At 61.7% G+C, this 22600-nt stretch carries 22 protein-coding genes; 14 read left to right on the top strand and 8 right to left on the bottom strand.

Translation table 11 applies throughout. The features are described from left to right. The first annotated feature begins 54 nt into the window (after positions 1–54). Positions 55–1059 carry a ketol-acid reductoisomerase gene (ilvC, locus tag AC1DON_RS10995; protein WP_476934845.1) on the top strand — a complete coding sequence of 335 codons (1005 nt, stop codon included), beginning with the start codon at positions 55–57 and terminating at the stop codon, positions 1057–1059. Positions 1060–1101: 42 nt separating this feature from the next. Here ilvC and AC1DON_RS10990 read toward each other — a convergent pair whose 3' ends face one another. Together AC1DON_RS10990 and AC1DON_RS10985 are read right to left on the bottom strand one after the other, a co-directional pair. Continuing rightward, positions 1102–1506, bottom strand: coding sequence for a TM2 domain-containing protein (locus AC1DON_RS10990; protein ID WP_476934844.1), 405 nt, complete (start codon positions 1504–1506; stop codon positions 1102–1104). A 77-nt stretch (positions 1507–1583) separates the two neighbouring features. Further along, positions 1584–2447, bottom strand: a complete 864-nt coding sequence (locus tag AC1DON_RS10985; protein ID WP_476934843.1) for a tRNA1(Val) (adenine(37)-N6)-methyltransferase — start codon at positions 2445–2447, stop codon at positions 1584–1586. A gap of 116 nt (positions 2448–2563) precedes the next feature. Here AC1DON_RS10985 and AC1DON_RS10980 point away from each other — a divergent pair, with 116 nt between their 5' ends. From AC1DON_RS10980 to AC1DON_RS10970, 3 genes are read left to right on the top strand one after another with little or no spacing between them, the layout of a single operon-like run. Beyond that, on the top strand, positions 2564–3616 hold the full coding sequence (locus AC1DON_RS10980) for a polyprenyl synthetase family protein (protein WP_476934842.1): 1053 nt from the start codon (positions 2564–2566) through the stop codon (positions 3614–3616). A gap of 2 nt (positions 3617–3618) precedes the next feature. Then, entirely contained in the window at positions 3619–4854 is a 1236-nt protein-coding gene (locus tag AC1DON_RS10975; protein ID WP_476934841.1) for an acyltransferase family protein, read from the top strand. A 57-nt stretch (positions 4855–4911) separates the two neighbouring features. Continuing rightward, the gene (locus AC1DON_RS10970; RefSeq protein WP_476934840.1) at positions 4912–6432 is read left to right on the top strand and encodes a helicase HerA-like domain-containing protein; all 1521 of its coding nucleotides are present in this window, start codon (positions 4912–4914) and stop codon (positions 6430–6432) included. A 240-nt stretch (positions 6433–6672) separates the two neighbouring features. Here the strand turns inward: AC1DON_RS10970 and AC1DON_RS10965 are convergent, their stop codons facing one another. Together AC1DON_RS10965 and AC1DON_RS10960 are read right to left on the bottom strand one after the other, a co-directional pair. Next, positions 6673–7416, bottom strand: a complete 744-nt coding sequence (locus AC1DON_RS10965) for an SDR family NAD(P)-dependent oxidoreductase (protein ID WP_476934839.1) — start codon at positions 7414–7416, stop codon at positions 6673–6675. Between the two features lie 13 nt (positions 7417–7429). After that, complete coding sequence (locus AC1DON_RS10960; protein ID WP_476934838.1) at positions 7430–7780, bottom strand: dihydroneopterin aldolase; 351 nt, start codon at positions 7778–7780, stop codon at positions 7430–7432. Between the two features lie 203 nt (positions 7781–7983). Between AC1DON_RS10960 and AC1DON_RS10955 the strand changes: the two genes are divergently transcribed. Continuing rightward, positions 7984–8472 carry an NUDIX domain-containing protein gene (locus AC1DON_RS10955; protein WP_476934837.1) on the top strand — a complete coding sequence of 163 codons (489 nt, stop codon included), beginning with the start codon at positions 7984–7986 and terminating at the stop codon, positions 8470–8472. Here the strand turns inward: AC1DON_RS10955 and AC1DON_RS10950 are convergent, their stop codons facing one another. Beyond that, entirely contained in the window at positions 8473–9651 is a 1179-nt protein-coding gene (locus AC1DON_RS10950; protein ID WP_476934836.1) for an acyltransferase family protein, read from the bottom strand. It lies immediately after the preceding gene. Positions 9652–10030: 379 nt separating this feature from the next. On the opposite strand from AC1DON_RS10950, the gene uvrC reads away from it, so the two are divergent. The 6 genes from uvrC (at position 10031) to AC1DON_RS10920 (ending at position 16985) form a co-directional block, all read left to right on the top strand. Continuing rightward, positions 10031–11929: an excinuclease ABC subunit UvrC gene (gene uvrC, locus AC1DON_RS10945; RefSeq protein ID WP_476934968.1), complete on the top strand. Its 1899-nt coding sequence runs from the start codon at positions 10031–10033 to the stop codon at positions 11927–11929. Positions 11930–12152: 223 nt separating this feature from the next. Next, the gene (pgsA, locus tag AC1DON_RS10940) at positions 12153–12773 is read left to right on the top strand and encodes a CDP-diacylglycerol--glycerol-3-phosphate 3-phosphatidyltransferase (RefSeq protein WP_476934835.1); all 621 of its coding nucleotides are present in this window, start codon (positions 12153–12155) and stop codon (positions 12771–12773) included. 158 nt (positions 12774–12931) lie between these two features. After that, a complete protein-coding gene (locus AC1DON_RS10935) occupies positions 12932–14068 on the top strand; it encodes an ABC transporter permease (RefSeq protein WP_476934834.1) in 1137 nt (378 codons plus the stop codon). Then, positions 14065–14772 (top strand): ABC transporter ATP-binding protein, encoded by a 708-nt coding sequence (locus AC1DON_RS10930; protein ID WP_476934833.1) that lies wholly within the window; start codon positions 14065–14067, stop codon positions 14770–14772. Before AC1DON_RS10935 ends, AC1DON_RS10930 begins: the two co-directional genes overlap by 4 nt. 22 nt (positions 14773–14794) lie before the next feature. Continuing rightward, positions 14795–15781, top strand: a complete 987-nt coding sequence (locus tag AC1DON_RS10925) for an HlyD family secretion protein (RefSeq protein ID WP_476934832.1) — start codon at positions 14795–14797, stop codon at positions 15779–15781. A gap of 85 nt (positions 15782–15866) precedes the next feature. After that, entirely contained in the window at positions 15867–16985 is a 1119-nt protein-coding gene (locus tag AC1DON_RS10920; RefSeq protein WP_476934831.1) for an acyltransferase family protein, read from the top strand. On the opposite strand, the gene nadC is transcribed toward AC1DON_RS10920, so the two are convergent. The 3 genes from nadC to nadA all read right to left on the bottom strand — a co-directional run bounded on the left by nadC (position 16982) and on the right by nadA (position 20564). Then, entirely contained in the window at positions 16982–17830 is an 849-nt protein-coding gene (gene nadC, locus AC1DON_RS10915; RefSeq protein WP_476934830.1) for a carboxylating nicotinate-nucleotide diphosphorylase, read from the bottom strand. The two genes, AC1DON_RS10920 and nadC, sit on opposite strands and share 4 nt — an antisense overlap. After that, a complete protein-coding gene (locus AC1DON_RS10910) occupies positions 17800–19371 on the bottom strand; it encodes an L-aspartate oxidase (RefSeq protein ID WP_476934829.1) in 1572 nt (523 codons plus the stop codon). Before AC1DON_RS10910 ends, nadC begins: the two co-directional genes overlap by 31 nt. Positions 19372–19475: 104 nt before the next feature. Next, on the bottom strand, positions 19476–20564 hold the full coding sequence (nadA, locus tag AC1DON_RS10905; RefSeq protein WP_476934828.1) for a quinolinate synthase NadA: 1089 nt from the start codon (positions 20562–20564) through the stop codon (positions 19476–19478). A gap of 263 nt (positions 20565–20827) precedes the next feature. On the opposite strand from nadA, the gene AC1DON_RS10900 reads away from it, so the two are divergent. The 3 genes from AC1DON_RS10900 (at position 20828) to arfB (ending at position 22582) form a co-directional block, all read left to right on the top strand. After that, positions 20828–21298, top strand: coding sequence for a Dps family protein (locus AC1DON_RS10900; RefSeq protein WP_476934827.1), 471 nt, complete (start codon positions 20828–20830; stop codon positions 21296–21298). 123 nt (positions 21299–21421) lie between these two features. Continuing rightward, on the top strand, positions 21422–22111 hold the full coding sequence (locus AC1DON_RS10895) for a DUF2459 domain-containing protein (RefSeq protein ID WP_476934826.1): 690 nt from the start codon (positions 21422–21424) through the stop codon (positions 22109–22111). Positions 22112–22150: 39 nt separating this feature from the next. Continuing rightward, on the top strand, positions 22151–22582 hold the full coding sequence (gene arfB / locus AC1DON_RS10890) for an alternative ribosome rescue aminoacyl-tRNA hydrolase ArfB (RefSeq protein WP_476934825.1): 432 nt from the start codon (positions 22151–22153) through the stop codon (positions 22580–22582). Positions 22583–22600 lie beyond the last annotated feature (18 nt).

Genomic DNA, 22600 nt, shown 5'->3' with positions numbered 1-22600 from the left:
CTGTTTTTAGCCTAAAGAGGATCGGCTTTGTACGATTCTTTTCGGTGATCTGCCATGACCCTGCCTGTTTATCACGACCGCGACTGCGACCTGTCGATCATCCGCAAGCGTAAGGTGCTGGTCATCGGCTATGGCTCGCAAGGTCGGACCCAGGCGCTCAACGCCCGCGATTCCGGCGTGACGCAGATCAGGGTGGCGCTGAAACCGGGCTCCGCGACGCGCGCAAAAGCCGAGACCGATGGCTTCGACGTTGTCACTGTGGCGGACGGCGTCAAATGGGCCGATGTTCTGGTCATCCTGACCTCGGACGAAGCGCACCAGTCGCTGTTCCGCGACGAGATCGCGCCTGGTTTACGCGCCGGTCAGGCGCTGATTTTCGCCCATGGTCTGTCGGTCAATTTCGGCCTGGTGACGCCGCCAGCCGATGTCGATGTCCTGCTGGTGTCCCCCAAGGGTATCGGCCCGCGTATCCGCGACATCTATGTTGCAGGCGAGGGCGTCTTCTGCCTGTTCGCCGTCCAGCAGGACGCCACGGGCTACGCTAAGGCGCTTGGCCTGTCGTTTGCGGCAGCCTTGGGCTGCGGCCGCAAGGGTATACTGGAAACGACCATGAAGGCCGAATGCGAGAGTGATCTCTTCGGCGAGCAGGTCGTGCTGTGCGGCGGGACACGCGACCTGGTGACCAATGGCTTCCAGACGCTGGTCGATGCCGGCTATCCGCCCGAAGTCGCGTGGTTCGAAACCTGTTATGAGCTCAAGCTGGTCGTCGATCTGCTCTGGGAGCTGGGCATGTCGGGCGGCTTTGCCAAGATCTCCAACACGGCCGAGTATGGCGCCTACCTGACCGGCCCGCGCATTATCAATGACACCTCAAAGGCGGCCATGCAGGACGTGCTGAAAGACGTGCAGTCGGGCGACTTCGTCCGCCGCCTGATGGCCGATTACGATGCTGGCAGCCCGGACCTATTGGCGCGGCGCGAGGCCTTGAAGGACAATCTGCTCGACCGGACCAAGGGCTATCTCGACGGCATCTCAGCCGCCGGAGCTGAAAAGCGCTAGCCCCGCCATTATTCGAACGCCTGGCGGGGCTAACGCAAATAGCTATTGGTTATATTTCTCGTCGAACCTGTCTTCGCTCATGAAGGCGTAGATAAGGAATTCGATGAAGGCGATACAGGCAGGAACCAGAGTCCAGAAGAACAGGAGATAGACCACGCCCCAGACGGTCCGTCCCAGATAGAACTTGTGAACGCCAAAGCCACCCAGGAAAAACGCCAGCAGCATGGCGGTAACCTTGGACTTCTGGTTGCCGGAGCCGGTCTTCTTCATGACGATGATGTGTTTCGCAGCCTTGTCGTCAATTTCGAAGTCGACAAGCTGGCCTTCCCTCGGCATCTTGTTCTCGGACTTCCATTCGAGCATCACGAAGTTGTAGCGGTTTCCGTCGTGGCCGCTGATCAGGCCGGTGTTGGTTTCAGGCTGAAAACTTAGGACAGTCCCCTGCATTTCGCTCCCCATTCAAAGACATGTGACGTGACCTCGTACACAAGGTCGAACGAATTGGCAACAGTTGCGGCCTGTCCTTACCAATTCAGGTCGTGCGTGCCGTCGAGTATCGCTTCGACCTCATCCGTGTGCTTGCGGACACCGTTATCGTGCAGAACCAACGGCGGCAGCAGACGCAGCGGCGCGCGGCCCAGCCGTTTGGCGCGGACGATGACGCGTTTGGCCTCCTTGTCGGCGAAGGGCTGGATGGGCCGGACTATAAAGGAGCCGGCCTTTTCGGACAGGCCGCCCAGGATATCGCCTAGCCGGTCGGCGCGATGGATAAAGATGATGTCGCCGCCGTCCTTGACTGCTGCCAGCGCAAAGTCGAGCCAAGCGCCGAGACCATCATCCGCGATCCACGCCGGACGTTTGGCTTCGTGCGGTGCACGCAGGGTATCCGGATCGTCGAAATAGGGTGGGTTGGAAAAGACAAGATCGAAGCGGGGAAGTGCAGAGGGCTTGTCATCGACAGCTTGGCCCCGCCCACCGCCTGACGGCGGTCCCCCCTCCCCATAAATGGGGAGGGCGAAGAGGGAGCGATAGCCTTGTCCGATATCACCTTCGATGATCGCGACATTGTGCATCGCATTCAAAACCACGTTACGGCGGGCGAGATTGGCATAGACCGGTTCGCGTTCGATACCGGTCAGGTCCAGGTCCGGACAACGCGCTTTCAGCGATAACAAGGCGCCGCCCGCGCCGCAGCCCAGCTCCAGGGCGCGCAAGGGTTTGCGCCGTTCACTGATCACACCTGCACACGCGGCCGCCAATAGGGCGCCATCCATGCCGATACGATAGCCCTTGGCCGGCTGCATCACTTTGACGCGCTGCCCCAGGAGATGCGTAAATGCCTCAGATGTGTCAGACTGTAGCGTGTCGTCGCGGCTTTCGGTTGTCATACGCTCTTCGATGACTAAATGTTGCCTTAAGGCTTAGACAGGCACCTGTACCACGGTGACGAATAAAAGCCACGGGGCATGGACTATACCGCTCGGGCGGTTTATGGCCTTGCCATATGTCAGGAGTAAACGCTTTGGATTCGGCCAATATCGACGCAGTACGCAGCACGACGCGGGAAGCTTCTCCCCCGAAGGCCGACGTACGTGCCCTGGTAAGCCTGACCGACCCGGACATGGTCGGCGTCAACGCGCTGATCACCGAGCGCATGCAGTCCGAAGTCCCGACCATTCCCGCCCTGGCCGATCACCTGATCGCCGCCGGTGGCAAGCGTCTGCGTCCGCTGTTGTGTGTGGCTGCGGCGCGTTTGTGCGGCACCGATAATATCAATCATTATAAGCTTTCGGCCGCCGTCGAGTTCATCCATACCGCCACGCTTTTGCACGACGATGTCGTTGACTCGTCAAGCCTACGCCGTGGCAAGGTCGCTGCCCACCTGATCTGGGGCGCGCCGTCATCCGTACTCGTCGGCGACTTCCTGTTTGCCCGTGCTTTTGAGCTGATGGTCGAAACGGGTTCCCTGCGCGCCCTCGACATCCTGTCCAAGGCCTCGGCCGTCATCACCCAGGGCGAGGTGATGCAGCTTATGAAGGCCTTCGATCTCAACCTGTCGCAGGACGATTATATCGAAATCATCTCGGCCAAGACCGCTGCTCTGTTTTCGGCTGCGTCGCAGGCCGGCGCTGTTGCCGCCAATGCGCCGGAAGCCAAGATCCAGGCGCTTTACGATTACGGCCTCAATCTCGGCTTGGCCTTCCAGATCCAGGACGACGTCCTCGACTATCAGGGCGCCGCAGCCGATCTGGGCAAGAATGCCGGTGACGACTTTGCCGAAGGCAAGTCGACCCTGCCGCTGCTGCTGGCCATGGAAGCCACCCGCGCCACCGAGGCGCCTTTCTGGGAACGCACGATCGGCAAGCGTCAGCAAACCGACGGTGATTTCCAGCACGCCCAGACGCTGATGCGGACTTCCGGTGCGCTCGATGGTGCGCGTGCCGTTGCCGAAGCCTATGCCGACAAGGCGCGTGCGGCGCTGAGCATCTTCGAGCCCGGCCCCTGGCGCGATGCCCTCGAAAGCCTGGCGCTCTATAGCGTCGAGCGCGAAAAATAGGCGTGCGGGCGCAAGCGGCCGCATCTCCTTCGCCACTGCCGCCGCAGGCTGCTGCCCGCAGCGAGGAAGCCCGTTTCTTCGAACTCGATATCCTGCGCGGGCTGGCGGCGATCTTCGTCGTTGTCTTCCACTATAAGCACTTCCTGCTCAGCAACTTCGAGGTTTTCGACTACCGGCATCTGCCGTTCGAAGTGCTGTTGACGCCGGTCTATGTCTACGGCCAGCATTTTGTCGAGCTGTTCTTCGCCATATCGGGCTATGTCTTCTTCTGGCTCTATGGTGATGCGGTCGAAGGACGTCGCCTGAGCGCGCGCAGCTTCTTTTCGGCGCGCTTTGCCAGGCTCTATCCGCTTTACCTCGCCATGTTGCTCGCGGCGGTTTTCCTTCAGGCAGCCCACAATGCGCTTTACGGCGCGCCCTTTATCTACAAGCACAATACCGTCGGCGACTTTGTTCTCAGCCTGTTCATGATCCAGCAGTGGCTGCCGGGTGCCGAGCAGACCTGGAACGGGCCGTCATGGTCTTTGTCGGTCGAGCTGTTTCTCTACATCGCCTTCTTCGCCGTTGCGTTTTGGCGCGGCAATAAGCCGGTGGTATTGGCGGCCATCGTCGTTGCCGGGCTGGTCTTCAAGCATATTCAGGCCGAGCCGGTCAGCGACTTTTCGCGCGGCGTGCCGAGTTTTTTCCTCGGCGGGCTTGTCTTTCATGCGGTGCGCTTTCTCAATCATGAGGCACAGGCGGCATGGCGCCGGCGTCTCGACACAACCCTGAAATGGCTGGTGCCGGTCCTGTGGGGGCTGACCTATATTAGGGCCCAGCCGCTGATCTGGGAGCCACTGACGGTAGCTTTGAAGCTATCGCCGCTGCCGATCTTCAACACCCTGACGATCGAAGGCTTTGTCTACGGCCTGATGCCTCTGACCCTGCTGGCGCTTGGCTTGCGGCGCGAAAACTGGCGGCATCCCTTGCTGTCGCTGGAACGCCTGCGCAGCGTCGCCTGGATCGGCGACATCTCCTACTCGATCTATCTCATCCATTTCCCGCTGCAGGTGGCGGTCATGCTGGTCATGGGCCATTTTACCTGGGCAGATCGCGTGGCTATCTTTGCCTCGCCGCTGACCTTCCTCGCCTTCCTGGCCGTCGCCATCGGTCTGGCGCGCCTGAGTTTCGTCTGGTTCGAGATGCCGGCGCGCGAATGGCTGCGCCATAAACTCCGCCGGCCACAGACGCCGATGTAGCGCGGGTTTCCGCCGCCTGATAAAGCTGAAATGAGATTCGCAAGCGGAGACGGTGCAATGGCTGATACGGGTGTTTTTGTCGGGCAGGCCGAAAGCGGCGACAAGCTGCCGCAAGTCCTTTTGTACACCCGCGCCAACCGGCACGGCCTGGTGGCCGGCGCGACAGGCACCGGTAAGACGGTGACGCTTCAGGTCATCGCCCAGGAATTTTCCGATGCCGGCGTGCCTGTCTTCGCCGCCGACATCAAGGGCGACCTGTCTGGCGTCGCCATGCCGGGTACACCCAATGAAAAGCTGCTGGCGCGCGCTGAAGGCATGCAGCTCGATCTCAAACCTGTCGCTGCGCCGGTCATCTTCTGGGATCTGTTCGGCAAGAAGGGCCACCCGATCCGTTCGACGATTTCGGAGATGGGACCGCTGCTGCTGGCGCGCCTGCTGGAGCTGAACGACACCCAGGAAGGCGTGCTGAATATCGTCTTCCACGTCGCCGACAAACAGGGCCTGCTGCTGCTCGATATCGCCGACCTGCGCGCCATGCTCAACCACGTGTCGGAAAACGCCAAGACGATCAGCGCCGAATACGGCCAGGTCGCGCCGACCTCGGTCGCTACTATCCAGCGCGCCCTGCTGCAACTGGAAACACAGGGGGCCGATGGCTTCTTCGGTGAACCCGCTCTGAAGCTGAGCGACCTGATGCGCACGACGCCCGATGGGCGCGGCTATATCAATGTGCTTGCCGCCAATCAACTCATCGAAAGCCCGCGTCTCTATTCGACGTTTTTGCTGTGGCTGATGTCGGAGCTGTTCGAAGAGCTGCCCGAAGTCGGCGATCCCGAAAAGCCCAAGCTCGTCTTCTTTTTCGATGAAGCCCATCTTTTATTCCGCGAGGCATCAGCCGCCCTGCTGCAGAAGATCGAACAGGTGGTGCGCCTGATCCGGTCCAAGGGCGTCGGCATCTATTTTGTCACGCAAAACCCGGCCGATATTCCTGACAGCGTGCTGGCCCAGCTCGGCAACCGCGTGCAGCACGCCTTGCGCGCCTACACGCCGGCGGAACAGAAAGGCCTGAAGGCAGCGGCGCAGTCCTTCCGCCCCAATCCGGCTTTCGATACACAGACCGCCATTCAGGACCTCGGCGTCGGGGAGGCGCTGGTGTCGCTGCTCGATGAAAAGGGGCGCCCGACGATTACCGAAAAGACGCTGATCCGTCCGCCGGCGTCACGTCTGGGGCCTGCCAATGATGCCGAACGAGCGCAGATCATGGCGTCTTCGCCGGTCGGGGCCTTGTACGATACGGCAGTGGACCGTCAATCTGCTTATGAGGTCCTGACCAAGCGCACGACGGTGACGGCAGCGCCGGAACCTGAGCCAGAACCCGAAGTTGAAGTTGAAGAGGATCGCGAAACCAAGACCGAAGAACGCGCCCGCTTGGCCGAAGAAAAGCGCCGTCAGCGCGAGACGGAGCGCACGACGAAGCAGGTAACGTCTGTGGCTGTGTCGGTCATTCGCTCGGTTGGCGTCGCGCTGGGGCGGGAGTTGATCCGGGGCATGTTCGGAACGGTCAAGCGCCGACGGTAGTTCTCTGAATATGAGATAACTCGGCACGGCGTGTGTTTCTTCCTTCGGAAAACCCCTCACCCTAACCCATCGCTGGCGAAAGCTATACTTTCGCTGGCGCTATACCCCTTAAATGGGGCGAGGAGACTTTAGAGCGATGCCGTGCTCTCTTCCCTTCTCCCCACGGAGAGGGGAGAAGGTGGGCCAGCTTTGCTGGGCCGGATGAGGGGTTGTTTCCGCGCAAAGAGCAGCGGGAGCGCTTTAACTCTTCAAATCAAACGCCACATCTCTCGGCCGTCGCGTCAAGCTCTCGCCGCCGTCGACCGTGACGACTTGGCCGGTAATGCTCGGCGTCTCGATCAGGAAGACCGCAGTGCGACCAAGATCCTCAATCGTGCAGGTCAGTCCAAGCGGCGTATCCTTCGCAGCCGCCTGAAAATCCGCTTCGGTCTGGTCGCCGCTCGGCAGCACCAGTCCCGGCGACAATCCGACCACACGCACCTTGGGCGCCAAGGCCATGGCCAGAGGCTGGGTCAGCGACGCCAGCCCCATCTTGCCGGCCGTGTAGGAAAAGAAATCCGGATTGGGATTGCCGACCTTCTGATCGAGAATATTGACGACCACCTGACCATTGGCTTCCGCCAGAGCTTTCGCCAGGAACACCGGAGCCGTCAGGTTCGATGCCAGATGCCGTTGCCACAGATCGTCAGTCAGGGTCGTCAGACTGTCAAACTTGAACAGCGAGGCACAATTGATCAGCACGTCGATCCGGCCGAAATGCGCAACGACCGCCGGGATCAGCCCATCACGCTCTAACGGCTTATCCAGATCGGCGGCAAAGGTCTCGACTTCAAACCCGGCCTTCAGAAGATCGGCCTTGACCTCTGCGGCCTCGGTCACCGACCGATGATAGTGCAGGGCGATCGTATAGCCTTGCGCGGCCAGGAAGCGGCACAGACCGGCGCCAACACGCCGCCCACCACCTGTTACCAGGACAACGGTCATGCCAAGAACACTATCATGAGGGACGATAACGCGCCGTTTCGACGCCGGCGCTTTGGGTATCTGGAAAGATATCCGGCTTGATGATGCGCGCCTTGCACGCCAGCACCAGTGGATTGGAAAAGGCCGCAGCCATCAGGTCGTCGAGCAGGGTTTCGAGCAGCTCGACGTGCGGCTTGTCCTGCCAGGCGACGACGGCATTGCGCACCAGGTCGTAATCGATGAACTCACCCGGTTTCAGCCGGCCATATTGCCAGACGCTGACCAGCAGGCGATTCGGTCGCTCATATTCGAAGGCGTGCAGCCCGCAGCGCACATGGACCTCTATGGTCTCAAGCACGGCTGCGGTGTAGTCGCCCTCAAGCATCAGTCGATACGGCCAAAATCGACCAGGTTGAAGATCGCGACGACGACAAGGAAGGCGGACATGATGGCGATGGCGACCATGGGAATACTCCGGAAGCTATAATGTCCTCCTGTTAGCTGCCTTGGGGCGACGACACAAGTCTCGACTGAGAAATCTCTATTGGCGGCTTGCCATTATTGCTGCACCGCGACATGGTGCCGCCTATGACCGACACAAAATGGCAGGACTGGAAGCGCTGGGTCGAGCCCTATACGCGGCCATTGTTCTTTACGCATTCACGCTTGACGCGCGGGAAGACGCTCGGCGTGCGGGGCCTGGTGCTCGATGAGCGCGGTCGCGTCCTCCTGATCGAGCATACCTATATCCAAGGCTGGTGGCTGCCGGGCGGTGGCGTCGATCGCGGCGAGACGACTCAGGCGGCAGTGGCGCGGGAACTGCGCGAAGAGGCGGGCGTCAATCCGCTGGAGGCGCCGAAACTGCTGTCGATCCACTCCAATGAGCGTTTCTTTCCGGGCGACCACGTCCTGCTGTTCCGCGTCGATAAATGGGAAACGGTCGAGCGCACCTCGCACGGCGAAATCCGCGACGCTGCCTTTTTCGATCTCGACAAGCTGCCGGATAATATCAACGGCGGCAGTCTCAGGCGAATCAACGAAGCCCTGCGTGGGGCGCCCGTCGATCCGACGTGGTAGTTACTCGGCGGGCGGAAGCGGCCGGGCGGCGACAGAACGCAAATAGCCGGTGACGCGCGTAAAGGCAGGACGGAAGACCGGCTTGCGGTTGTCGAACGCCTTGATCAGGTCGCGGGCCCAGACGCGCGACGGCTTTTCGAAATAGTAGTGCGCCAGGGCCGCGATACCCAAAGCGGCGGCGACCGAGATGGCGACCCAGGCCATCTTCGGGATGCCGGTGCCGACGCCCCAGACCGGGAAGGATTTGAAGATCACCTTCTGGATCAGGTCGTGCACCAGATAAAGCGCGAACGACACGACGCCCAGCCAGTGCAGGACAGGCGTGCCAAGGGCGTGGGCGACGCGGCCCTGGTCGTGGCTCAGCGCCATGATCAGGACAGTGAAGACGCCGATCAGCCACAGGTCGGTCTGCTTGAGCGCCAGCAGGAAGAGGGCCAGCACGAGCATCACGCCGGCGGCGCGCGCCGGGATCAGATGTTTGAAGCGGAAGGCGACGAGGCCGATATAGAAGGAGGCCAGGCAGCGCAGCGTCGTGCCCGGCGCATAGGAGTGGACGACGTCCAGTTTGCCGATCGTGCGGTGCGAGTGCGTGAGCCAGTAGGGGCCAAACGCGATCCACACCAGGACGGCGAAGGCAGCGGCGACACCGAGGACCGCATAGCGGCGCGGTGTGCTCAAGCCCAGCCAGACGCCGGCGGGGAAGAGCAGATAGGCCGCCCACTCGGTGCTGATCGACCACGACGGCGGCACGATCGAATAGGCCAGGCCCCAGACGTGCGTCATCGTCAAGTTGAAGGGCAGGGCGCGCAGCACATTATCGTCGAAGCGGTAGGTATGGCTGAGCACGGTGGTGATGGCCACGGCGGTGATCACGGTGATCAGCAGGTACAGCGGATAGATCCGCGCCAGGCGCAGCAGCAGGAACTTGCGGAAGGTCTTGAGGTCGAAGCCGTTGCGGAACATGTGGCCATAGATCATGGCCATGACGAAGCCGCTGAGAATAAAGAACAGGTCGACCGCCATATAGCCGTGACGGATGAACGGGCGCACCGCATCCGGAAAGGCCACAAGTCCGTTGGCGTGGAACAGCACGACGTACAGCGCTGCGATGCCGCGCAGGCCGGTCAGGGATCTGATCTCGGATCGGAATGCGGCTGGCGCGGATGCGTCGGCGGACATGAAGACTCTTAAGCAACAGGGATGCAGCCGCACCATGTAGGCAAATACGCGTCTGACGCAAGTGCGAGATCACGCCGCCGTGAACAGAAATTGTTACAGGTTGCGTAAAGGACACGATGTCTTGCATTTCCGCGGGCGCGGGATCATGTGTCTAAGGGAATCGCTGCTGACAGGTTTGGCGGCGGAAATGTGTAGAAAAACAAGAACCCCACCACCATTGGCTCCGCCAATGGTCCCCTCCCCATCGCTCCGCGACAGGGAGGAGTGATCGCGCTCTTTCTCTCCTCCCTGTGCCGAAGGCATGGGGAGGGGGACCGCGCCGTGAAACGGCGTGGTGGTGGGGTTTCTTTAAAAGGCCCAGTACGCTTTGAGCGAAGAGATCATCATCGACATCCCCGATCAGGGACCGGAACCCCAGCCCGACGCGCCCTTGATCGGCGCGGCGCTGATCCGGCGCGAAGCCTCGCTGGCGCCCGATGCGCCGGGTGTCTACCGCATGCTGGGCGTCGATGGCGAGGTGCTCTACGTCGGCAAGGCCAAGAGTCTGAAGCGCCGCGTCCTGCAATATGCGCAGGGCCGCGTCCATTCCCAGCGCATCGGCCGCATGGTCATGCTGACGCGCGAAATGGTCCTGCTGCGCACCCAGACAGAGGGCGAGGCGCTGTTGCTGGAAGCGCGCCTGATCAAGGCCCTGCGCCCGCGCTACAATGTCCTTTTGCGTGACGACAAATCCTTCGCCGAAATCCTGGTGCGCAAGGATCACGAGGCGCCGCAGATTTCCAAGCACCGCGGCAGCCATTCTATCCCTGGCGACTATTTCGGGCCTTTTGCCTCGACCGGCGCCGTCAACCGCACGCTCGACACCCTGCAAAAAGCCTTCCTGCTGAGGACCTGCACGGACTCGGTCTATGCCTCGCGCACCCGGCCATGCATGCTGCATCAGATCAAGCGTTGTTCAGCGCCGTGTACCGGCGTTGTCTCCCTCGAAGAATACGGCGGGCTGGTCAACCAGGCTGCGGACTTCCTGCGCGGCAAGAGCCGCGTGGTGATCGAGCGCCTGACGCAGGAGATGATGGTCGCCTCGGACGATATGGAGTTTGAAAAGGCTGGTCACCTGCGCGACCGCATCCGGTCGCTCAACCACGTCGTCATGTCGTCTTCGGTCGACCTGCAAGGCGAAGAGGCCGACGTCTTCGCCGTCCATTCCGAAGGCGGCGCGGCCTGCGTCCAGGTCGTCTTCTTCCGGGCGGGGCAGAACTGGGGCGACCGCGCCTATTTCCCGCGCGTCGATTCCGAAGATACCGAGGGCGAGATCCTCGATGCCTTCCTGGGCCAGTTCTACCAGGACCGCCAGATACCCAAGCTGGTCCTTGTCTCGCACGCACTGACTGAGCCCGACCTGATGATGGAGGCCCTGGGTTTGCGTGCCGGCCGCAAGGTCGTCGTCACAAAGCCCCAGCGCGGCGACAAGGCCGATGTCGTCCACAATGCGCTCAACAATGCACGTGCTGCCTTGGGCCGGCGCATGGCCGAACAGTCGGCACAGTCGCGTCTGCTGCAAGGCGTAGCCGAGGCCTTTGGTCTGGAGCGGCCGCCGATCCGCATCGAGGTATACGACAACTCGCACCTCGGCGGCACCCATGCGGTCGGCGGCATGGTCGTTGCCGGCCCCGAAGGTTTCATGAAGGGGCAGTACCGCAAGTTTACCATTCGCGATCTCGACGCCAAGCCGGGGGACGACTACGCCATGATGGCCGAGGTCTTCCGCCGGCGCTTCATGCGGTTGATCAAGGAAAAGGACTTGCCCGAAGGCGAGAAGGGCTTTGGCCGGCCTGACCTGGTGCTGGTCGACGGCGGACAGGGGCAACTCGACGCGGTGCTGGCGGTTATGACCGAACTGGGTGTCGCGGACATCAAGGTGATCGGCGTCGCAAAGGGGCCGGACCGCGACGCCGGGCTGGAGCGCTTCTTCATTCCCGGGCGATTGCCCTTCATGCTGGAGCCCAAGTCGCCGGTCCTTTATTACCTGCAACGCCTGCGCGACGAAGCGCACCGGTATGCCATCGGCGCCAACCGTCAGAAGCGCGACGCGGCCATCACCAAGAATCCGCTCGACGAGATCGACGGCATTGGCCCGCGCAAAAAGCGCGCTTTGCTGGCGGCTTTCGGTTCCGGCAAGGAAGTGTCGAAGGCGCGCATCGAGGACCTGCGTCAGGTGGCCGGTATCAATGAAGCTCTGGCGCAGAAGATCTATGGTTTCTTTCATGGTGAGACTTGATTTAACCACGGAATAGACTGAAAGGCGCTTCCGTGCCTTTTCCGTGCCGCCTCGCAACGCGAGGCTTTCCGTGTTTTTCCGTGGTTAAATAAGGCAAGTGGGCTCACCCGCAGGCGCCTCATATGCTCAGCGCCTTTTCTTACGCTATTGAATATAAAACGCTTCCGTTGACGGCACTGCCCCGGTTACAATGGCGCAAAGCCAATCCCGAAAGCGCTGCCCAATGACCGGTGAGAACGTCAACCCCATCCCCAATGCCCTGACCGTCATCCGTCTGATCGGCGGCGTTGTGATGTTCATCTTGCTGGCCGGGGCCGTCGGCGGTATTCCGTTCCTCAACGTCACGCCGGAAACCCTCTATGCGCTGCAGCGCTGGGGCGTTTACACCTACATGCTTGCAGCCATCACCGACCTTCTCGACGGCTGGCTGGCGCGCAAGCTGCACGCCGAAAGCCGCTGGGGGGCGATTCTTGACCCGATCGCCGACAAGATCCTGGTCTGTGGCACTATTCTGGGCCTGTTCTGCATCAAAACCGGCGACCCGGTCTTCGCGCTTCCGGCCGCGCTGATCCTGTTCCGGGAATTCGGTGTCAGCGCCCTGCGGGAAACTGCCGCCGCCAAGGGCGTCCAGGTGCCGGTCAGCTTCATGGGCAAGATCAAGACCACTTTGCAACTGGTCGCATTGGGTGCGCTGCTGGTCACCGAAAGCTGGTCGGCCTTCGATCTGCCGCCCGACTTCTATGACGACGCCTTTGTCGTGTCGAACCTGGCCCTTCTGATCGCCGCCATTGTTTCGCTGTGGTCGGGTCTGGCCTATTTCTACGCGGCGCGAAAATCGCTTTAACGCGTAAGTCGCTCTAATTGTTCGATTACGAACAGTCTGGCCATGGTTTTTTAGCACCACGTAAAAAGTCCATACTTGGTTACGCCGATTTAATTAGACCTTTGCGATAAAGTCGCAGATGTTACCGGCCACACCCTGTGCCCTCTTTAAGTGGTATTATGTCCCTAGCCCTATCCACCCTGCTCTATGAATGGCGGCGGTATCTCGCTGCCGTTATCGCCCTGGCTTGTGCCGGCCTTCTTGTGCTAGCCATGACCGGCATGTTCATGGGCATGGCCAAGTCGTTCACGGCCACAGTCGACAAGTCGCCGGCGCACCTGATTGTGCTGCCGCCGCAGGCTGATGGCATTTTTGGTGATAGCGGCCAGCCGCGCCGCATGATCCCGCTGGTTTACCAGCACCCGGAAGTCGCGGAAGTTCAGCCGATGATCATGAACTTCGCCTTCTGGTCAAACTTCCCCAAGGAAGGCCAGCCGCCCAAGGGCGATGGCGTCCGCGTCGTAGTGGTCGATCCGATCAAGGGGTCAACAACGCTGCCCACTGACTTTTCGGATGAAGTCATCCAGGCGCTTCAGGAGCCGTACGCGGTTATCCTCGACCGTTCGAGCCTGGGCAAGCTGGGCGTTCAGGTCGGCGACAAGGCCAAGATGAACGGTCGCACCGTCACGGTCGCCGGTGTCGTCGACGGCTATCCCAACATGTTCAACACCCAGGTCTTTACCTCCTTCCAGACCGCCAAGCTGATCTATGTGTATGATGATGGCCCCCGCATCGGACCACTGCTGGTCAAGCTGCGCGATCCCAGCCGCGCCAAGGAAGTTGCGGCGGAACTGACGGCAATCGGCAATGGCCAGTTCAAGGCCTGGACCCGGGAACAACTGTCCGCCAGCTCGCAGCGTGGCATCCTGAAGGAGGGCGGTATCGCCATCATGATCGGATTCATGACCTTCGTGGGCATCGGCATCGGCATCATCATCACCTGGCAGACCCTTCAAGGCGCCATCATGGCCAATATCAAGGAGTTCGCGTCTCTGCGGGCCCTGGGCGTGTCGATGGGCTCGTTGCGGCTGATCATCATGGAACTCAGCTTCTGGGTCGGTATCGCCGGACTGGGGCTAACAGCCCTTCTGGTCCTGGGTGTCGGCGCGCTGGCAAAGTGGGGCGGGGTTCCCATGGACTTCCCGCTGTTCGTCGATATCCCGGTCGGCATCATGCTGATGCTCATCTCCATCGTGTCGGGCCTGATTTCGCTCGGCGTTCTCAAGAAAAGCCAGCCTGCGGACCTTCTCAGATGACAGCCAAACTCGCATTGGATGCCAAGGGCCTGTCCAAGGGCTACAAGATCGGCAAGCTCAAGCAGCAGGTCCTCAAGGGTGTCGATTTCAACGCCTGGCACGGCCAGGTCACCATGGTCATGGGGCCGTCCGGCTCCGGCAAGTCGACCCTGATCGCAGCCCTGTCCGGCCTTATGAAGCCCGACGAAGGCGAGGTGATGGCCTTGGGCGAATCGCTTTGGAAGAAGAAGCGCGCCAAGATCGACAAGTTCCGCCTCGACCACTGCGGCTTTATCTTCCAGGGCTTTAACCTGTTCCCGGCGTTGAACGCCACCGAGCAGGTCGAGCAGGTCCTGAAATACTGCAAGGTCCCCAAGGCCGAAGCGCATCGCCGCGCCAAGGAAGTCCTGGAAACGGTCGGTCTCGGCCATCGCCTGAAGCAATATCCGTCCGAACTGTCGGGTGGTGAAAAGCAGCGCGTCGCTATTGCCCGCGCGCTGGCGAAGGAACCGCAACTGTTGTTCGCCGACGAGCCGACCTCGGCGCTCGATTCAGTCAGCGGCCAGGTGTGCATCAAGCTGCTTCACCAGGCAGCCAAGGAACGTGGAGCCGCGGTGGTCGTCGTGACTCACGACCCGCGTCTCGAAGCCTACGCCGACCGCGTCATTCATATGGAAGACGGCCACATACTGTCGGACACGATGGTCAACCCGCCGGCTGAATAAAAACATGCAAGAGAAAATCCCGATGTCCCGCAAATTTATCTCCGCTACCGCCGCCAGCATCCTGGCACTTGCCCTGGCCGGCGCTTCGCTCACCGCCTGCCAGAAGCCCGGCGCGCCCGGCGGCAAGCCCGGCGACCCCAAGGCTGCCGTCAAGGCACCGCCGTCACCTTACGCCGCGATTGCCGCCGGCAAGATCGACGTCGAAGGCGGGGTGATCGAGGTCGCCGCCCGCCGCCCCGGCATCGTCTCCGAAGTCTATGTCCAGGAAGGCGAGATGGTCAAAAAAGGCCAGATCCTGGCCAAACAGGAAGACCGCGACACGCTTCTGGCGGTCAACAGTGCCCGTGCCAGCGTTTCCCAGGCGCAGAGCCAGTTTGCCCTGACCCAGGTCACGATCAAGACGGCCCAACGTGAATATGAGCGCCTGGCCAAGCTGGCGCCGTCGAACTTCGTCGCCCAGCAGAAACTCGACGCGGCGCGCGACGCCATCGATACGGCCAGCGCGACGCTGGGTACCCAGCAGGCCGCTGTCGCCACGGCACGCGCCCAGTTGGCCCAAGCCGAGTACAACCAGGAACTGACGACCATCCGCGCGCCGATGGACGGCAAGATCATTCGCCGCTACGCCCAGCCGGGTATGGGCGCTTCAACGCTCAACGTGTCGAACATGTTCGACCTGGAACCGTCTATCCCGCACATCGTCCGTTCGGAAATCGTCGAAAGCGCCATTCCTTCGGTCACGGCCGGCCAGGAAGTCGAGATCATCCCTGAGGCGGACCCCTCCAAGATGTATGTCGGCAAGGTCATCCGTATTGCCGCTACCTTCGGCGCGCGCAAGCTGAAGTCAGATGGCGGCAACGAAGCCAGTGACGAACGCGTCGTCGAGGTCGTCGTATCGGCCGACAACACGCCCTTCCTGATCGGCCAGCGTGTGCTGGTGAAGTTCATGAAGCCGGGCGAAAAAGCGGGCATCAAGCGCGAAGCGCCGAAGCCGCCCGAAAAGAAGTAGGCAAACGCACATACGAATGAGACCGTCCCCTCGTGGCCTGCGCTGCGAGGGGATAATTTTAATCCGTCCGTGTTATGCAGGCTGGGTGAAAGCCGCGAGTGTTCCGCAATCATCTGCCGTCAGCCTGTCGTCAGCCCGTCTGGGTGTCGCCAGTCTCGATGTGCTGCGCTTTGCGGCGGCCGCCTTCATCCTCATCTACCATTACGGCATGAATGCGCCGATCGAACTGGAACGCATTCTGCCGGTGTTGGGCCGAGGATGGCTGGCCACGGACTTCTTCCTGATGCTGTCGGGCTATGTCCTGTCGCGCGCCTATGGCGACCGTCTTGCGACTGGCACCGTTCGTCCGGCGCAGTTCTTCCTGCGCCGTTTCGCGCGACTGTGGCCGCCACACATGATCGTCCTGCTGGGCTTCGGCGCCTTTGTCCTGGGCTGCACGGTGGCGGGCTTTCCGGCGGGCCATGCTGACCATTACAGTCCGATCGGCTTTGTCGCCCAGGCATTCCTGGTCCACGGCTGGGGAATGTTCGATGGCCCGGTGTGGAATGTTCCGACCTGGACCCTGTCGGCCCTGCTGGTCTGCTACGTCCTCTATAGTGTCTATGCACCGGTGCTGCGGACCCTCAGCCATCCTGTTCTCATCGTGCTGGCACTCGCGGTCCTGACGGGGGCGCAACTGGCTGCGGCGCATTTCGCTCACCGCGCCCTGGCGGACCTGCCTTACGCCTGGGGCCTTTTGCGCGCCGTTCCGCTTTTCCTCGCCGGCAATCTGATCGAGCGTGCGACGCGCGGCTGGCAGATCGAACCGCCGGCCTTCTGGACCGGTCTGGTCGTCAGCGTCCTCTGCGTGGTGCTGCTTCAGCAGGTGCCGCGTACAGTGTTGACCGATGGTGTGGGCCTGCTGGCCCTGGCGACCCTGATCGCCCTGTCGGGCGCAGTGGCCCTCTCCGAGGGTGCGATGTCGCACCAATTGGGACGCGTGTCGTTCTCGCTGTTCCTGACCCACTCGCTGGTTGGCGCACTATGGTTCGGCCTCAGCCCCCGGCTGATCGGCCTGCTGCATATGCCGGTCATAGCCCAATGGGCCTTATGGGCGGCGGGTGTCGCCACCGCCCTGGTCATGGCCTTCCTGTTCGAAGCCCTGATCGACCGCCCGCTTAGCCGGTATGTGTCGAAGCTGAGCTTTATCCGGGGCGAAGCTTAGACGGCATCGAGGCCAATGTCGAAGTTCGGCGCTGAATGCGTCAGGGCACCGACCGAAATAACGTCCACGCCGGTTTCGGCGATAGCGCGCACCGTCTCAAGATTGACACCGCCCGACGCTTCGAGGATCGTCTTGCCAGCCGCCAGCTTGACGGCTTCGGCGTACATGTCGAGGCTGAAATTATCGAGCAGCAGCACGTCGGGCTTATAGGGCAGGGCCTCTTTCAGCTGCGAGATCGAGTCGACCTCGATCTCGATCTTCATGGTGTGGCCGACCCCGGCCTTAGCGCGTTCCATGGCTGGGCCGACGCCGCCGCAGATGGCGATGTGGTTGTCCTTGATCAGGATGGCGTCATCCAGACCGTAACGATGGTTATGGCCGCCGCCGCACTTGACGGCGTGCTTCTGCAGCGCTCGCAGATTGGGCAAGGTCTTGCGCGTACAGGCGATCTTGGTCGCCAGGCCTTCGACCGTCTCGACATATTTCGACGTCAATGTAGCGATACCGGACAGGTGGCACAGCAGGTTCAGCGCCACGCGTTCGGCGGCCAGGATGGCGCGCGCCTTGCCTTCGATGCGGGCCAGCACATCGCCGGCCTTTACCGCGCTGCCATCCGGCAGCAGGGTTTCGAACCGGATCTGCGGATCCATCATCGTCATGGCCAGGCGGGCGCAGTCGATGCCGGCGCTGATGCCGGCTTCGCGGGCGCGGAACTCGGCCTTGAAGCGCGCCTTGGGCTGGATGACGGCCGAGGCGGTCACGTCGCCGGCGAGGCCCAGGTCCTCGCGCAAGGCGTCGCGAACGACGGGTTCGATCAGTAGGTCAGGCAGGCCGGTGATATACATGCTGTCGCGTCCCCATGGGTGGTCTTTTGGACTTCCGCCCAGCGCACATAGGTCCGTTCACCCTGCGCCGCCGTTTGCGGATAATCGCTGCGGTAATGAGAACCGCGACTCTCGTGACGATGCAAGGCGCAATCGGCAATCAGGCGTGCATTTACCAACGCCAGCGCCCCTTGGTAGCGGGCTTCGAGCTCACCGATCAGCTTTTGCAGGGTCTTGAGGCCATTTTCATCGCGGACCACACCAGCATATAGGCTCATGGCTTCGCGCAGGCGCTTGAGATCGGCGGCATCGAGTTGCGGTGGGGTTTCGGGGCGCAGGGCGGCCTTGACGTCGGGCGCGAACATCTCGGTATCGACGGTGCGCACAGCCTGGCCGACACGTTCACCGAAGGCAGCAGCTTCGAGCAGGCTGTTGGACGCCAGCCGGTTGGCGCCATGGACGCCTGTCGAGGCGCACTCGCCGGCAGCATAGAGGTGCTTCAGCGACGTGCGGCCGTGAATGTCGGTCTTGACGCCGCCCATGTGATAGTGGGCGGCGGGGGCCACCGGCATCAGCTGGGTGCGCGGATCGACACCGGACTCCATGCATGAGGCAAAGACGGTCGGGAATTCTTCGGGGAAGTGCGCGCCGATGGCCTGGGTGGCATCGAGAAACGCGCCCCGGCCTGATGACCGCGCCTTGTGGACGGCGCGGGCGACGATGTCGCGCGGCGCCAGCTCGCCGTCCGGGTGGTCTTCCAAAGCAAAGCGGACCCCCTTGCTGTCGACCAGGATCGCGCCTTCGCCGCGCAGGGCTTCGGTGGCCAGAGGGGCCGGATCCTTGCCGAAGTCAAGGCCGGTCGGATGGAACTGGACGAACTCGGGATCGGCGATAATGGCGCCGGCCAGGGCGGCCATGGCCATGCCCTCGCCACGGAGATTGGCCGGATTGGTGGTGACGGCGAACAGGCCGCCCAGGCCACCGCTGGCCAGCACCACAGCCGGGGCATAGACCTCGATTCGGCGCCCCTGATAGTCGACCAGGGCGCCGATGACGGTGTCGACATCGGACTTGATCAGGCCCAGCGCGAACGCGCTTTCCCATATGTCGATGTGCGGGGAGGTGAGGGCGGCGTTGACGACGGTTTCCAGGATCGCCTTGCCGGCCAAGTCGCCGCCGACACGGGCTACGCGCGCCAGGCCGTGGGCGGCTTCGCGGTTGAGGATAAAGCTGCCGTCGGGCTTGTGGTCGAAGGGGGCGCCCATGTCGTTGAGCTTGCGAACAACGCCCGGTCCCATCTCGGTCAGGGTTTTGGCGGCCAAGGCATCGACAATGCCCGCGCCGGCGGCGACCGTGTCGGCTTCGTGGGCTTGGGGCGAGTCTTCCGGCGAGAGGGCTGCGGCGATCCCGCCCTGCGCCCATGCTGACGAACAGGCTTTCCCGAGCGCGACCGGCGCCAAAACCAGCACGTTCTGCGGGGCGGCATTCAGCGCGACCGACAGACCGGCCAGGCCTGCGCCAATGACCAGCGGACCTTTGTGGATATGGACGTCGTTGGCCATAATGGCCTCCTTCCAAACTCCCTCTCCCTGCTTGCGGGGAGAGGGTTGGGGTGAGGGGCTAACGGAAGTTGATACGCACTCCGGCCCTCGGCAGGTGTTTCGGACTAACTAATCATCTCGACATCGACGTGATGCCGGGCCTTGACCATGTCGTAACGGGCGGGCTTGTCGAGCGGCGGCATGTCGATCATGCGCTGTACGGCCAGGGCGGCGCGCGGGATGATGGCCGGATCGACTGTCACTTCGAACTGGTGCAGGCGCAGGCTGTCATAGATGCCTTGCAGCGTAATGCGCTTCATGTGCGGACACAGGTTGCACGGCCGCAAGAACTCGACGCCCGGCGCATCGGCGGTGACATTGTCGGCCATCGAGCACTCGGTAATCAGCACGACCTGCTTGGCCTTGGATGACGTGACATAGTCAGCCATGGCGGTCGTCGAACCGGTGAAGTCCGAGGCGGCGATGACGTCCGGCGGGCATTCCGGGTGGGCCAGGACTATAGCGCCAGGGTGGGCCGCGCGGACATCGGCGATGTCCTCGGCATTGAAGCGCTCATGGACCTCGCAGGCGCCGGCCCAGGCGATGATCTTGATATCGGTCTGGCGCGCGACATTCTTGGCCAGGAACTGGTCGGGGATCAGAATGACGCGGTCAGTGCCCCATTGCTTCGCGGCCCATTCGACGACCTGTACGGCATTCGCCGAGGTGCAGCAGATGTCGGTTTCGGCCTTCACATCGGCCGTGGTGTTGACATAGGTGACGACGGGCACGCCCGGATAGCGCTGCTTGATCAGGCGAACCTGCTCGCCCGTAATACTGGTCGCCAGCGAACAGCCGGCGCGGAGATCGGGGATCAGAACGGTTTTTTCCGGAGCCAGGATCTTGGAGGTCTCGGCCATGAAGTGCACGCCGCCCTGAACGATGATCTGCGCGTCCGATTTGGCGGCTTCGCGCGCCAGGCCTAAGGAATCTCCGACATAGTCGCCGACGCCATGGAAGATGTCCGGCGTCATGTAGTTGTGCGCCAGGATGACGGCGTTCATTTCCTTTTTCAGGCGATTGATCTCGGCGATCAGCGGCGCCTGGAGCTGCCATTCCAGCGGCGACACCTTTGACTTCAGCTTTTCCCAGATGGGCGCTGTTTCAGCCGCGACCTGAGGCGTGAATTCAAAGGGGCGGGCGGTATCGGCCATGCCGGTCTCCTGTAAACACTTATGCTCAATTTCAGCATAAGGTGGTCATAAGATAGTCCCGGCGCTGCAGGATGCAATAGGGAATATGTATCGAAGCTTCACGAATTATGACAGTTTGATCCACGAAATTTCCTTGCGTCATCTATTGAATCCTTATGCGGACAGGACATATCTGAGGCATTCAAGCCGCACCTTGCGGCGATCTTTTGCCAAGACCGCTGCACAATTTTCGGCATATCGCTTTGTGAGAGGAGCCCTGAACCATGCCTGATTCAGCCAAGAAGGCCGTCGACACCGACAAGGCCGTCGCCCACGAACTGTCCAAGGTCCTGGCCGACAGCTTCACCATCTACCAGAAGACCCACGGCTACCATTGGAACGTGCGCGGACCGAACTTCCGCGGTCTGCACCTTCTGCTGGAAGAGCAGTACACCGAAATCTGGACGGCCATCGACGAGATCGCCGAACGGATTCGGGCACTCGATCAATTCGCGCCCATGGGCCATGGCGCGCTTGGTAACCTGACCTCGATCAAGGATGGCGACCCTACACTGAACGCCGAAGGCATGCTTAAGGACCTGATCGCCGGCCACGAAACGACGGTTGCCACGCTGAAAGCAACAGCCGAAGCCGCTGAGGAAGCTGGCGACCTGTCGACGGCCGACCTTGCGACCCAGCGCATCACGGCGCACGAAAAGCATCGCTGGATGCTGAAGTCGACCCTGAACGCCTGATCGGAGGGCACTTTAGGAAAAGGCGCCCGCAATGCGGGCGCTTTTTTATTATCACGAATCCGTGATAATTCGCTGGACAGTTTACTTTGAACGTGGTTCATTTCCCATCGAGGAGATGCTGTCATGCAGATGTTCCGTAAAGGCCTGGTTTGGAAATTGCCCGTCGCCTTGCTGTGCGCCTGGTTGTTGGCGGTCGTTTTCACAGCGCGACCCGGTGACCGGGCAATCTATCCAGCTCGCGACAAGGGCGTGACCATTTACGTCCTTAACAACGGCTTCCATAGCGATGTTGTCCTGCCGGGCGATCGGGTTATGGCGCGCGGTGGCATGCTGGCCGAAGCCGGCAAGGCCGGCGGCAGGCATAGGTGGCTGGCTTACGGCTGGGGCGACAAGGGCTTCTATACCGCCAAAGGCGTGTCATTCGCGCGGATGATCGACGGTCTTCGCGCACTGTTTTGGCCTGGCAATCCTTCGGTCATTCGGGTCTATGGGTTTGACGCGCCGCCCGAGCACGCCTTTGTCGATCCAATCGCCACGCCCGTTGTCATTTCCGAAGCCGGGTTTGCTGCCTTGGCGCGGAGCCTGGAGGGGTCTTTCGTAGTGCAGGCTGGCCAGCCGGTGGACGTCGACCTTACCACGTCCGATAGCATGTTCTTCAAGAGCCGCGAGCACTTTTCCATTGCTCGGCTCTGCAACAATTGGACGTCAGATCAACTGGCGGCGGCAGGTCTGCCCATGACACCGATGATTGACGGACTGGCGCCTCTGCTGGCGCTTGACCTGGGCATGCGGTCTGGCGTGAGCAAGCCCTGATCCTCTGGACAGCGCCCCCGCTTTCCAGCACAAGGCGCCATGGTTTTCATCACGCCGAAGATTTCTGTTCCCGATGACGAGCTGCACGAAAGCTTCGTGCGGTCGTCGGGCGCCGGCGGCCAGAATGTCAACAAGGTGGCGACAGCGGTCGAGCTGCGTTTCTCGATCGAAAACAACTGGACCATTCCCTATGACGTCAAGCAGCGCCTGACCAAGCTCGGTGGACGGCGCGTGACGCAGGAAGGGGAACTGGTGCTCTTCGTCCAGGTTCACCGTACGCAGGATATGAACCGCAAGGCGGCGTTGGAGCGTTTCGTCGAACTGGTGCGCAAGGCCGCCGAACCGCCGCCGCCGCCGCGTGTCAAGACAAAGCCAACCCAGGGATCGGTACGCCGGCGTCTGTTGGGCAAGTCTATACGCTCGACCGTCAAGGCCAATCGCGGTAAGGTCGGGGAAGACGAAGACGGGTAGTCGCGCTTTCCAAAAAGC

The sequence above is a fragment of the Asticcacaulis sp. P4_H10 genome (assembly GCF_056400965.1).
The sequence above is the reverse complement of the archived record's forward strand: the minus strand, read 5'-3'. Positions and strand labels throughout refer to the sequence as shown.

Excerpts from the sequence above, each read along its gene's own strand:
- AC1DON_RS10910 (WP_476934829.1), bottom strand. The coding sequence starts at position 19,371 with ATGGCCAACGACGTCCATATCCACAAAGGTCCGCTGGTCATTGGCGCA.
- AC1DON_RS10900 (WP_476934827.1), top strand. The coding sequence starts at position 20,828 with ATGCCTGATTCAGCCAAGAAGGCCGTCGACACCGACAAGGCCGTCGCC.
- AC1DON_RS10965 (WP_476934839.1), bottom strand. The coding sequence starts at position 7,416 with ATGACCGTTGTCCTGGTAACAGGTGGTGGGCGGCGTGTTGGCGCCGGT.
- AC1DON_RS10980 (WP_476934842.1), top strand. The coding sequence starts at position 2,564 with ATGTCAGGAGTAAACGCTTTGGATTCGGCCAATATCGACGCAGTACGC.
- AC1DON_RS10970 (WP_476934840.1), top strand. The coding sequence starts at position 4,912 with ATGGCTGATACGGGTGTTTTTGTCGGGCAGGCCGAAAGCGGCGACAAG.
- AC1DON_RS10955 (WP_476934837.1), top strand. The coding sequence starts at position 7,984 with ATGACCGACACAAAATGGCAGGACTGGAAGCGCTGGGTCGAGCCCTAT.
- AC1DON_RS10950 (WP_476934836.1), bottom strand. The coding sequence starts at position 9,651 with ATGTCCGCCGACGCATCCGCGCCAGCCGCATTCCGATCCGAGATCAGA.
- AC1DON_RS10960 (WP_476934838.1), bottom strand. The coding sequence starts at position 7,780 with ATGCTTGAGGGCGACTACACCGCAGCCGTGCTTGAGACCATAGAGGTC.
- arfB (WP_476934825.1), top strand. The coding sequence starts at position 22,151 with ATGGTTTTCATCACGCCGAAGATTTCTGTTCCCGATGACGAGCTGCAC.
- AC1DON_RS10895 (WP_476934826.1), top strand. The coding sequence starts at position 21,422 with ATGCAGATGTTCCGTAAAGGCCTGGTTTGGAAATTGCCCGTCGCCTTG.
- AC1DON_RS10985 (WP_476934843.1), bottom strand. The coding sequence starts at position 2,447 with ATGACAACCGAAAGCCGCGACGACACGCTACAGTCTGACACATCTGAG.
- nadA (WP_476934828.1), bottom strand. The coding sequence starts at position 20,564 with ATGGCCGATACCGCCCGCCCCTTTGAATTCACGCCTCAGGTCGCGGCT.
- pgsA (WP_476934835.1), top strand. The coding sequence starts at position 12,153 with ATGACCGGTGAGAACGTCAACCCCATCCCCAATGCCCTGACCGTCATC.
- ilvC (WP_476934845.1), top strand. The coding sequence starts at position 55 with ATGACCCTGCCTGTTTATCACGACCGCGACTGCGACCTGTCGATCATC.
- nadC (WP_476934830.1), bottom strand. The coding sequence starts at position 17,830 with ATGTATATCACCGGCCTGCCTGACCTACTGATCGAACCCGTCGTTCGC.
- AC1DON_RS10935 (WP_476934834.1), top strand. The coding sequence starts at position 12,932 with ATGTCCCTAGCCCTATCCACCCTGCTCTATGAATGGCGGCGGTATCTC.
- AC1DON_RS10930 (WP_476934833.1), top strand. The coding sequence starts at position 14,065 with ATGACAGCCAAACTCGCATTGGATGCCAAGGGCCTGTCCAAGGGCTAC.
- AC1DON_RS10990 (WP_476934844.1), bottom strand. The coding sequence starts at position 1,506 with ATGCAGGGGACTGTCCTAAGTTTTCAGCCTGAAACCAACACCGGCCTG.
- AC1DON_RS10925 (WP_476934832.1), top strand. The coding sequence starts at position 14,795 with ATGTCCCGCAAATTTATCTCCGCTACCGCCGCCAGCATCCTGGCACTT.